The sequence below is a fragment of the Methanobacterium sp. genome (assembly GCA_030017655.1).
In the GTDB taxonomy this organism is placed as follows: Archaea; Methanobacteriota; Methanobacteria; order Methanobacteriales; family Methanobacteriaceae; genus Methanobacterium_D.
Window position 1 is genome coordinate 37,484 of record JASEIM010000016.1, and the last position, 10,199, is coordinate 47,682.

Annotated in this window: 14 protein-coding genes; 7 read left to right on the forward strand and 7 right to left on the reverse strand. The window is 34.0% G+C overall.

Going from position 1 to position 10,199, the window contains the following annotated elements:
• Nucleotides 1-58: 58 nt before the first annotated feature.
• A complete protein-coding gene (locus QMD61_08045; protein MDI6724583.1) occupies nucleotides 59-184 on the reverse strand; it encodes a hypothetical protein in 126 nt (41 codons plus the stop codon).
• A gap of 130 nt (nucleotides 185-314) precedes the next feature.
• Between QMD61_08045 and QMD61_08050 the strand changes: the two genes are divergently transcribed.
• The 3 genes from QMD61_08050 to QMD61_08060 are packed head-to-tail and all read left to right on the forward strand — an operon-like array spanning nucleotide 315 to nucleotide 3,031.
• Entirely contained in the window at nucleotides 315-1,964 is a 1,650-nt protein-coding gene (locus QMD61_08050; GenBank protein ID MDI6724584.1) for a tRNA uridine(34) 5-carboxymethylaminomethyl modification radical SAM/GNAT enzyme Elp3, read from the forward strand.
• A 31-nt stretch (nucleotides 1,965-1,995) separates the two neighbouring features.
• Nucleotides 1,996-2,676, forward strand: a complete 681-nt coding sequence (deoC, locus tag QMD61_08055; GenBank protein ID MDI6724585.1) for a deoxyribose-phosphate aldolase — start codon at nucleotides 1,996-1,998, stop codon at nucleotides 2,674-2,676.
• Between the two features lie 4 nt (nucleotides 2,677-2,680).
• Entirely contained in the window at nucleotides 2,681-3,031 is a 351-nt protein-coding gene (locus QMD61_08060) for a cyclophilin-like fold protein (GenBank protein MDI6724586.1), read from the forward strand.
• A 12-nt stretch (nucleotides 3,032-3,043) separates the two neighbouring features.
• Here the strand turns inward: QMD61_08060 and cofH are convergent, their stop codons facing one another.
• Entirely contained in the window at nucleotides 3,044-4,159 is a 1,116-nt protein-coding gene (cofH, locus tag QMD61_08065; protein MDI6724587.1) for a 5-amino-6-(D-ribitylamino)uracil--L-tyrosine 4-hydroxyphenyl transferase CofH, read from the reverse strand.
• 281 nt (nucleotides 4,160-4,440) lie between these two features.
• Between cofH and hfoA2 the strand changes: the two genes are divergently transcribed.
• A complete protein-coding gene (gene hfoA2, locus QMD61_08070) occupies nucleotides 4,441-4,647 on the forward strand; it encodes a histone HfoA2 (GenBank protein ID MDI6724588.1) in 207 nt (68 codons plus the stop codon).
• Nucleotides 4,648-4,847: 200 nt separating this feature from the next.
• Nucleotides 4,848-5,339, forward strand: a complete 492-nt coding sequence (locus QMD61_08075; protein MDI6724589.1) for a rubrerythrin family protein — start codon at nucleotides 4,848-4,850, stop codon at nucleotides 5,337-5,339.
• Between the two features lie 72 nt (nucleotides 5,340-5,411).
• Here QMD61_08075 and QMD61_08080 read toward each other — a convergent pair whose 3' ends face one another.
• Both QMD61_08080 and QMD61_08085 read right to left on the reverse strand, forming a co-directional pair.
• Nucleotides 5,412-7,274, reverse strand: coding sequence for a glutamate synthase-related protein (locus tag QMD61_08080; protein MDI6724590.1), 1,863 nt, complete (start codon nucleotides 7,272-7,274; stop codon nucleotides 5,412-5,414).
• A gap of 6 nt (nucleotides 7,275-7,280) precedes the next feature.
• On the reverse strand, nucleotides 7,281-7,943 hold the full coding sequence (locus QMD61_08085) for a tributyrin esterase (protein ID MDI6724591.1): 663 nt from the start codon (nucleotides 7,941-7,943) through the stop codon (nucleotides 7,281-7,283).
• A gap of 163 nt (nucleotides 7,944-8,106) precedes the next feature.
• On the opposite strand from QMD61_08085, the gene QMD61_08090 reads away from it, so the two are divergent.
• Nucleotides 8,107-8,655 carry an ArsR family transcriptional regulator gene (locus QMD61_08090; GenBank protein ID MDI6724592.1) on the forward strand — a complete coding sequence of 183 codons (549 nt, stop codon included), beginning with the start codon at nucleotides 8,107-8,109 and terminating at the stop codon, nucleotides 8,653-8,655.
• A 54-nt stretch (nucleotides 8,656-8,709) separates the two neighbouring features.
• Here QMD61_08090 and QMD61_08095 read toward each other — a convergent pair whose 3' ends face one another.
• The gene (locus QMD61_08095; protein MDI6724593.1) at nucleotides 8,710-8,907 is read right to left on the reverse strand and encodes a hypothetical protein; all 198 of its coding nucleotides are present in this window, start codon (nucleotides 8,905-8,907) and stop codon (nucleotides 8,710-8,712) included.
• Nucleotides 8,908-9,256: 349 nt separating this feature from the next.
• Between QMD61_08095 and QMD61_08100 the strand changes: the two genes are divergently transcribed.
• Complete coding sequence (locus QMD61_08100; GenBank protein ID MDI6724594.1) at nucleotides 9,257-9,682, forward strand: hypothetical protein; 426 nt, start codon at nucleotides 9,257-9,259, stop codon at nucleotides 9,680-9,682.
• A 5-nt stretch (nucleotides 9,683-9,687) separates the two neighbouring features.
• Here QMD61_08100 and QMD61_08105 read toward each other — a convergent pair whose 3' ends face one another.
• The gene (locus QMD61_08105; GenBank protein ID MDI6724595.1) at nucleotides 9,688-9,948 is read right to left on the reverse strand and encodes a hypothetical protein; all 261 of its coding nucleotides are present in this window, start codon (nucleotides 9,946-9,948) and stop codon (nucleotides 9,688-9,690) included.
• A gap of 2 nt (nucleotides 9,949-9,950) precedes the next feature.
• Nucleotides 9,951-10,199, reverse strand: a 249-nt coding sequence (locus QMD61_08110; protein ID MDI6724596.1) for a DUF2953 domain-containing protein, incomplete at its 5' end; no start/stop codon positions are given.

Below are 10,199 nucleotides of genomic sequence, written 5' to 3' on the forward strand. Positions count from 1 at the left end.
CTATTATTATGCTGGGGTAAAGACTTCTAAAATCAAAGTAAATGATATTTTCGTGCGATCATTTAACTGGTTCTTCTACATATCCTCCCACATTCCCTTCAAATTTACTCCAGTCTTTCTTGGGCTTTTCTGTCTTGACTCTTCCTGCAAAAATTGGGTGTTTTTTATCTCTTTTAACTATCAAAATAGTATGTTAATTTTCTGATTAATTAAAATAAATACATAAGATATTAATTACAATAGTTTTTATAAATTTAAATAGTGTTTTAAAATATAGTTAAAAAGAAAATTTCATGTTTTTGGTGAAAATAGTGATGAAAAACGCGTGCAGAGCAATAATCGAAGATATACTGGAAGGAAATATCCAGACGAAACGCGAGCTTGAAAAAGCCAAACATAAGGCGTGCAGGGACTACAATCTTAAAAAATTCATGAGTAATGCGGACATACTGGAAAATGCAACTCCTGATGAAAGAAAGAAGATAGCGGCTGTTATCAGAAAGAAACCCACAAGAACAATTTCTGGTGTTGCCATAGTTGCTGTAATGTGCAAACCCCATAAATGCCCTCATGGTAGGTGTCTTTACTGTCCTGAAAGTGATATAGCTCCTCCAAGTTATACAGGAGAAGAGCCAGCAGCTTTACGTGCTAGAATGTTTAATTTTGACCCATATCTACAGGTTTACAACCGGCTGCTTCAGCTTGAAAGTATTGGGCATCCTTTAGATAAAGTTGAACTAATTATAATGGGCGGAACATTTCCTTCTTACTTCCTGGATTATCAAGAATGGTTTGTTACTAAATGTCTGCAGGCAATGAACGATTTTGGAGTAAAAGAAGTATCAGTAAATAGTGATCTATCCCATGACTTTAAAAAATCCGATTTAACTGATAGAATTAAAATTCCTGGCAGATTTAGGTATCTAAAAGATACTCAAAAGAAAAATGAAAATTCAGATATACGATGCGTTGGAATGACCTTTGAAACCCGCCCTGATTACTGTAAAATAGAAGATGTTGATAGAATGCTTGAAATGGGTGTTACAAGGGTTGAACTTGGAGTTCAGACTATTTACAATTACATTTATAAACGTATTGAACGAGGACATACAGTAGAAGATACTATTGAATCTGCAAGAATACTCAGAGATTCAGGGATTAAAGTAGCTATGCACCTCATGCCTGGGCTTTTTGCAGATTTTGATAGAGATCTAAGAATATTTAAGAGATTATTTTCTGATGAACGGTTTAAACCAGACATGCTCAAGATATATCCTTGTTTAGTTACTAAGGGCTCAAAGCTTCATGAAATGTGGGAAAAAGGAGAATATAATCCCTATACAAGTGAAGAAGCTGTTGATTTAATAGTTGAAATCAAAAAGATTCTTCCAAAATGGGTTAGAACCATGAGGATACAGAGAGATATACCATCTCCCCTGATTGAGGCTGGAGTTAAAAAATCTAACCTCGGCGAACTCGTATACAGAAAACTCCATTCTCAAGACATCAATTGCAAGTGTATTCGGTGCAGAGAAGTTGGTCATAAAGCATCCTATGGAATTGAACCCAAACTTAATAATGTGAAATTTTTAAAAGAAGAATATGAAGCAGGGAACGGTGATGAGCTTTTCTTATCATTTGAAGACACTAAAAAGGATATTTTAATTGGATTTTTAAGGCTCAGAATACCATCTCTTAAAGCCCATAGACCTGAAATAGATGATAAAACTGCTCTTATAAGGGAACTGCATGTTTATGGTTCGATGATGCCATTAGGCGAAAAAGATGAAAATGCATGGCAGCACATGGGTTATGGCGAAAAGCTACTTGTTGAAGCTCAAAAAATTGCATCAGAAGTTTATGATAAGGATAAAATACTGGTTACAAGCGGAATAGGGGTTCGAAATTACTATAGAAAATTTGGCTTTAAAAAATTAGGGCCTTATATGGCAAAAAATCTTTAAATTATAGTTATAAATCTTAGGACGTTAAATTATGGATTTGATTAAATATCCCAATAAATTGGCAAAAATGATAGATTACACCAATGTTAGTAGAGATGCGACCAGAACTGATATTAAAAGGCTCTGTGACGGTGCAAAAGAGCATAATTTTGGATGCGTATGTATTAACCCAACATACGTTAATCTTGCCTTAGATCAGTTGAAGGGCTCTGATGTAAAGGTTTGTACCGTTGTAGGATTCCCTTTCGGGGCAAATACCTCTAAAATAAAGTTTTTTGAAACCAAGGATGCTGTTGAATCTGGTGCAGATGAAGTAGACATGGTAATGAACATTGGTCTCCTTAAGTCTAAATTAGATGAAAGCGTTAAAGAGGATATAAATGGGGTAATAATGGCTGCAAATGGCCGCACAGTTAAGGTAATTATAGAAACTGGGTTGCTAACTGAAGAAGAAAAAATAAGGGCATGTAAGCTAGTAGAAGAATCTGGAGCAGATTTTATAAAGACTTCCACTGGTTTTGGCACTTCCGGCGCAACTGTAGAAGATATTGATCTTATGAAGGAAACTGTTGGGAAAAATGTAGGTATAAAAGCCTCAGGCGGCATTAAAGACCTGCAAACAGCTTTAAATATGATAGAAGCCGGTGCTACACGAATTGGAACATCAAATGGCGTTAAAATCATGGAAGAACTGTTACAGTCATACAGGTGAAATAATGAAAATCGAAATTGAAGTGGTGGGAAAAGGAAAAGCTATTGGAATATTGGATGATAGAAATAAAAAAACGGCAGAAAAAGTATACAAAGCACTACCAATAGAAGGAAAAGCAAACATATATTTTGAAGAAGTCTATTTTACCATTCCTGTAGGTCTAGATTACGAAAACCCTTCTGGAAAATCAAAATGCGGTGATATATCCTACTGGCCGCCAGGAAATGCCTTTTGTGTTTTCTATGGTGATTCACAGCCAGCATCCGATGTAAACCATATCGGCGAAATTACAGAGAATTTAGATGTGCTAAAGGCAGCGGAAGATGGCGATAGAGTTATAATTAGAAAGAAATAATTTTATTATATCTTATAATTCTTTTATTTCAGTGTATAGTGTATTCCTCTTAGCTGGAATCCTTCCAATATCTCTTATCACTCTTTCTAATTCGCTTGGAGGGGTATACACTCCATGTGCAGCTCCAGCAGATCTTGATATATTCTCTTCTCCTAAAGTACCGCCAAGATCATTTGTACCTGCCATAAGACAAATTTGAGCAAATTTAAAGCCGAGTTTAACCCATGAAACCTGAATATTTTTTATTAAATCCCTGAACATTAATCTTGAAACAGCATAAAGTTTTAAATCTTCTGCACCTGTTGTACCTGCATTAGAAATTCCCTGTTTAAAAATTGGGGCATTTTTATGCATAAAGCTTAAAGGAACAAATTCTGTAAATCCACCAGTTTTTTTCTGAATATCCCTTAAAATCTCGAGATGTTCAATTCTATGATCTATATTCTCAATGTGGCCATACATCATGGTGCATGTCGTTGGAACTCCTGCTTTATGCGCTGTTTCAACTACATCAATCCATTGAGCTGTTTGAAGCTTTCCAGGACATATAATACTCCTTACATCATCATTCAATATTTCAGCAGCAGTTCCCGGCATTGATCCAAGTCCAGCATTCTTCAACATTTTAAGTGTCTCTTTTATTGATAGATCCGCCTTTGAAGATCCATAAAATATCTCCATTGGAGAAAATGCATGTATATGAACATCTGGAACTTCTTCTTTAACTTTTAAAAGAATATCTTCATAAAAATAAGCATCGATATCTGGATGAAGACCTCCCTGTATACAGACCTCAATTGCACCATCATTAACAGCTTTTTTTGTCCTTCTTACAATTTCCTCAATGTTTAAAAAATAGGCACTTTCATCATCAGGGTTCTTTTTAAATGCACAGAATCCACAGTTTCCTGTACAGATATCTGTAAAATTAATGTTCCAGTTCTGGATAAATGTAACATTATCTCCAACTAACTTTTCCCTGAGCAGGTCTGCAGTAATAATCAGCGCTTGAAGTTCTTTTCCTCTGATTTCCATTAATTTTTGTGCTTCTTCAACTGAGATTTCCTTTTCAATGCTTTTTTCAAGTATATTCTGTATCTCTGGATCAATGTTCAGATTTTTAAACATGCGATTTCATATAATCTTCATTATCTTAAAAGTTTTGGTATATTATAATAATGACCTACAAACAACCAGACATCCCTAATATTTTTATAACTTATAAGTTAAAGTATAAATCCATAGTTCACTATCTACAATATTCCATTAATCATGGGTCATCTTATTTTTTTTCGATATATGCTATGCTCATTTACCATAACATTATGGGGTTTATCATAGCCAGATCTTGGATTAAAATAGATAAGTTTAAATATTATGGTTGCATAGCTTAAACTGGAGGTGAAATTATGGCTGAATTACCAATTGCTCCAGTTGGAAGGATCATAAAAAATGCTGGTGCTCAAAGAATAAGTGATGATGCAAAAGAAGCTTTAGCAAAATCCTTAGAAGAAAAAGGTGAAGAAATTGCAAAAAAAGCTGTAGAGCTTGCAAAACACGCTGGAAGGAAAACTGTTAAAGCTGAAGACATCGAAATGGCTGTTAAAACAGCCTAATTTTTTTATTTTATTTTATTCTATTTCAATCATACTATTTTTATCTATAAATGTTAATATTACCCTTTACTTGGATGAATACATTGTTTATTATTATTTAAATTGCATTGTATCCCTAATAAAATGAATTTAAATAACAAAAAATAAATAGTCCAGGCTAACAAAAATAAGATCGATATTATTATTTAGGAGGCCGTTAAATGAGCACAATGGATAATTTAAAAGAAGCTTTTACTGGAGAATCCGAAGCAAACAGAAAATACTTAGCTTTTGCTAAAAAAGCTGATGAAGAAGGATTTTTACAGGTTGCAAGATTATTTAGAGCCGCAGCTTATGCTGAAACTGTACATGCACATAACCATCTTCAATTTATGGGAGCAATAAAAAGCACCGAAGAAAATCTCAAAACAGCAATCGAAGGAGAAGTTGCTGAATTTAAAGAAATGTACCCAAAAATGATAGAATTAGCTAAAGAAGAGGGTGAAAAAGGCGCATTATGGAGCTTTGATGTGGCAAACAAGGTAGAAGAAATTCATGCAGGACTTTATCAAAATGCGTTGGATAACCTTGGAGAAAATGTGGAAACATTTTATTATGTATGTAATTTCTGTGGAAACACAGTAGAAAAAGAAGCTCCGGAAATATGTGCAGTCTGCGGAGCACCTAAAAAAGAGTTCAAAAAAATAGAATAAATAAAAATTTATTCTAAAAACTTTTATTTTTTATTCAAATACCCCTAAAAAAGAAAAAGGAGAAAAAAAATCTTATTTTCCTATAAGTCTAAGTCCTGTTATTGCTGCTGTGTTAGTATCAAGCGCTCTTAAATCATCTGGAGAGAAGTTACGTATGTCATTGTGACCAGCAAGTTGTGCTAGCATCTTTGTTTCTTCTGTCATAGATTTAATGTAGTTTCCAACTCTTTCAGCGGCTATGTCAACGTCCATTCTTTCTCTTAAGATTGGATCTTGAGTTGCAACTCCTACAGGACATTTTCCTGTGTAACACATACGGCAAGCACGGCATCCTGCAGCAATCATTGCTCCAGTTCCAATATATGCAGCATCAGCACCCATAGCCATGGCTTTAGCTACATCAGCACCGCTCCTTATCCCTCCAGTAATTATAAGGTCTATTTCATCCTTCATGCCCATTTCCTCAAGGGAATTTACAGCCTGAACAAGTGAAGCAAGTGTTGGTACTCCAGTATGTTCAATAACTACTTCAGGAGCAGCTCCTGTTCCACCTTCCATTCCATCAACTGAGATTATGTCAGCTCCTACTTCTGCAGCGATTCTAACATCTTCATCCACCCTTCCAGGTCCTAACTTAACTATTATTGGAATACGCCAGTCAGTTACTTCCCTTATGAGTTCAATGTGCTTTGCAAGATCTCCTTCTTTGGTTGCGTCCAGGAATCTGCATGGACTTAATGCATCAGTTCCAATAGGTATACCTCTTATTTGAGCTACTTCCGGACTGACCTTCTCTGCAAGTAGGTGCCCTCCCATTCCTGGTTTCGCTCCCTGACCTATTTTTACTTCAATAGCATCTCCAGCGTTTAAATAATCAACTGAGACTCCAAATCTACCAGAGGAGTATTGAACAGCCAGTTTATCAGCATATTCTCTTTCTTCTGGAAGCATTCCACCTTCACCAGTGTTTGCACATGATCCTACAAGTGATGCACCTTTAGCAAATGCTATTTTACATTCCTTACTTAGTGCACCAAATGACATTCCTGCAATTAAAACTGGAGTATCTAAAACGAGAGGTTCTTCTGCATACCTTGTCCCTAGAACAACTCCTGTATTACAGGCTTCTCTGTATTTATCTACCGGGGCAATTGATGCCTGGGCTGGTAGTATGATAATGTCATCGAAGTTTGGAAGACGTCTTTCAGTTCCAAAACCTCTTAATACATATTTACCTGCTTTAGATGTGAATCTTATATCTGCAATAGTTCTTGGATCCCAGATACTTCCAGCACCGCTTGGTATTAAAACAGGACATGCTGCAAAACATGATCCGCACATTATACACCTTGATTTATCGATTTCTGCATGGTTATCTACTATTTGAATTGCATCTGTTGGACAGACAATTTCACATGTTCCACAAAACACACACAGACCCTGTGTGGCATTTGCAAGGTCTGAAGAATCATATGGGACCAATGCTGAGCTTTGTGATGATGATCCGTTTATTTCAAATCCCTGCTGGATTCCTGTGGCCACATCCCTTACATCTACTGCTTTTAAGCACTTATGTTCGCATGCCTCAACACATGCGAGTTTTCCACCGTTAGTTTCAGCGCATTGCTGCTCACATTTTAGCATCAAGTCTTCAGTGTAAGTTATACTTCCAATAGGACACATTAAGACACATAATCTACATCCAATACACTTATCATGGTCAATTTTCACAACGCCGTTTTCACGATATATTGCGTCTCTAAAGCATCCTTTAATACATGACGGATTTATGCACTGTTGACAGACTGTTGTCTGGTATCCTTTGGTCATTTTATGTAAAAATAATGCGCTATCATTGTTAACTTTACTGCAAGCCTCTACACATTCATTACATCCATCACAATCTTCTGGATTTGTTAAAAGAATTTGTTTCATTTTTGATCACCCGTAAAATGGTCTTAATTTTTTAGGTTCGAGTTTAGTGAAATTACTGATATCTGCTTCTATTTTATAAGTATCAAAGATTTCCTTAAGTTTATTTTTATCATCAGAATCTAATTCACGCACTTCAGCGTTTGTACCGGTTTCATATGTTCCCCCAATGTAAATAGATCCTCCAATCATCCAGTCCCCGGTATCATTTCCTGCATTACCAGTAACGATAATATCACCACTTAACATGTAAAGACCGGCTAAATTTCCAATATTGCCATCAATAACAAGTACTCCTCCTTTGTTCAGCTGCCCTATTCCATTACCAGCATTTCCTCTGACAACGATTGTTCCTGCATAGGTTCCAAAGCCAACTCCATCTTCTGCTGAACCATTAACTATTATTTCCCCGCCTGTCATGTTATCTCCAACATAACGGCCGGCATTACCATCAATTTCTATTTTTGCACCATCAGTTAATGCACCTACAAAATCTCCAACATCACCTTTTAAAGTGATACTAACTCCTTCTTTGAGTCCAACTGCTATAGAATCTAACTTTTCAGGGACTTCAATCTTTAAAAGATTGTTATCATTTGCTATTTCTTTTTTTATTCCACTATTAATTTGACGTGTGGATATTTCCTCATTGGATGTCACTTCTTCGGTCATTTCCTCCGTTCCTCCATTTATCCATTTTTTATAAGATAAATAAGGGGTACTTAATAAACCTTGTTATCTGTATAACTTTTATTATAGAACATTCAATATTAAAGTGAGAATAATCTTACAATATTAAATTATTGAAAACCAGAACCTAATTTGAGGTGACCAGATGAGAACTTTGATTACTAACCTTAAAGGACAGTGTTTATTTAATGTATCAATGAAGACACAGGCTGAAGGCTTAATTTTAATAAGTGATAAGCATCATAGAAAAACTGAGCTTGATAAATTCATTAAAGGCGGAGAAATTATAATAGATACCGATGATCCTATAGAAATCTGTGAAAGAATTGCAGAAATAATAAATGCAGCTAAAAAACATGGTGAAATATTCATCGCATGTGGAGGAGATGGTCTTGGCTCCCTGATCAACTTTGTGGCAAATAAAGAAGGTGTAAATGCTATTTTTACCTGTCATAATGAGAAAATAATAAGAATTCCTGTTTTAAAATTAGATTTATCCAAAACAAGACTAAAAATCCTGGAATTTTTGTCTTCTGAAGACCTAACTGCGGCTGAAATAGGACAAAAAGCTGATATATCACGTGCTATGGTCTATAAACATTTAGCAGGGCTCATGGATATGGGACTTGTAGAAAAATCAAGATTTTTTGAAAAATTCGCCATTACAGAAGCAGGGAAAATTGCAGTTATATAAAAAAAGTGATTCAAAATAAGTATTTATATATATTATTAATTAAAAATAAGGTTATTATTCTACAGGATATTCAATACGGAGCTTGTATCCTGCTTTTTCACTAAGCAGCACTGTTCCTGGGATGAATTGATTTTCATATTCTTCCACAATTTTGGACATGTTCTCATAAGATTCATATTTGTCATCCACAAGTCCCTTCTTTACAAGGATCATATATCTTATTTTCATTATTTCATCTTTTAATTTTTCCATTATATCACCAAAATATCCTAACTTTGTAAACAAAATTTAAAGATATTGTAACCATAGTAATAAAGTATTGAAACTACTATATAAATATTATCAATAATTTGATTAAAAAATGAATTTTTATCCATCATAACAGGTATATTATATGAACAAAATTAACTATTTTAAATGAAAAAATAAACATTTCTTTATAAATACTATCATTATTACATTTTATTACATTAATTGTTCTATTTTCTTTCAATAATTGGATCATTGTCCAAAAAACATGAACATATATCAATATAATGCAAATATTTATATACATTGTTTATTCAATATTAATTTAGTAAAAAATTTAATAAGGGATATAATGGGCACAATACTTAAGAATATGTCGGTTGAAAGAGTTCCGGGGAAAATGGTAAAATCTGTTGTTGAAACACTTCAAAAAGAGGGATACAGTGTAAAAACTAACCTACAAAGACATCCTAATGGAATTTCAGGAGTAATTCCTATTAAATTCGGCAGATATATTCCAGATATATTCGCATTTCGTGGAATAAATGATATTTTAGTTGTGGAATTTGAAACATGTACCGATATTCTATCACCTGAAGTTGAAAATAAGTGGAAATTTCTGGCTTCTAAATCCTGTTTTAATCTTCACTTAATAGTTCCTTTTGGCTGTAAAGAAAAGGCCTATATGAAAAGCAGAATAAAAAACATCCCAGTTACTGTCCATTGCATAGATAAATTTGAAGAATCACTGAAATTTGCCATGGAAATGTCCAAATAAATTTATTATAATTGAATTTCTTTCATATTTTTAAAAGAAGAAAAGAGATCAAAAAGTTCATTTTCATCAATTTCTCTATAACTCAATTGAAAAATATACTTATCCTCATTTTCTTCAATAATTAGAGCAACTGGAGATATATCTAAAAGTCTTAAACCTGCAGTAATATTTAAAACATCCACAACTGGATAAATAGTTCTTCCTTCAACTTCAAAAGGTTCTAATACTGTCCTCTTTATTTCTAAATTATTTGAAAATTCTTTCATCATTATCTCATCTTTCTAAGTTCGTTGAAAAGAGATCTAAAAGATCTTTTGGTCAATGCTCTCAATGATTCAATTATTATCCAGAAGAGCCTTAACTTAATTTTTAAGGTTATTTTACCATCTATTCTTTCTTTTTGAAAATCAGGTTCTACAGATAAAGATGTATTTTGAAAAATACCTGTAAAAGCAGTTAAAGACCATAAATAACCACATATAACTACAGTATCCACTGGACTGCCGAGTCCAATGAT

Bases quoted from the DNA above. Each gene is read 5' to 3' on its own strand.
- QMD61_08050 (MDI6724584.1), top strand. From the start codon at position 315: ATGAAAAACGCGTGCAGAGCAATAATCGAAGATATACTGGAAGGAAAT.
- deoC (MDI6724585.1), top strand. From the start codon at position 1,996: ATGGATTTGATTAAATATCCCAATAAATTGGCAAAAATGATAGATTAC.
- QMD61_08060 (MDI6724586.1), top strand. From the start codon at position 2,681: ATGAAAATCGAAATTGAAGTGGTGGGAAAAGGAAAAGCTATTGGAATA.
- cofH (MDI6724587.1), bottom strand. From the start codon at position 4,159: ATGTTTAAAAATCTGAACATTGATCCAGAGATACAGAATATACTTGAA.
- hfoA2 (MDI6724588.1), top strand. From the start codon at position 4,441: ATGGCTGAATTACCAATTGCTCCAGTTGGAAGGATCATAAAAAATGCT.
- QMD61_08075 (MDI6724589.1), top strand. From the start codon at position 4,848: ATGAGCACAATGGATAATTTAAAAGAAGCTTTTACTGGAGAATCCGAA.
- QMD61_08080 (MDI6724590.1), bottom strand. From the start codon at position 7,274: ATGAAACAAATTCTTTTAACAAATCCAGAAGATTGTGATGGATGTAAT.
- QMD61_08085 (MDI6724591.1), bottom strand. From the start codon at position 7,943: ATGACCGAAGAAGTGACATCCAATGAGGAAATATCCACACGTCAAATT.
- QMD61_08090 (MDI6724592.1), top strand. From the start codon at position 8,107: ATGAGAACTTTGATTACTAACCTTAAAGGACAGTGTTTATTTAATGTA.
- QMD61_08095 (MDI6724593.1), bottom strand. From the start codon at position 8,907: ATGGAAAAATTAAAAGATGAAATAATGAAAATAAGATATATGATCCTT.
- QMD61_08100 (MDI6724594.1), top strand. From the start codon at position 9,257: ATGGGCACAATACTTAAGAATATGTCGGTTGAAAGAGTTCCGGGGAAA.
- QMD61_08105 (MDI6724595.1), bottom strand. From the start codon at position 9,948: ATGAAAGAATTTTCAAATAATTTAGAAATAAAGAGGACAGTATTAGAA.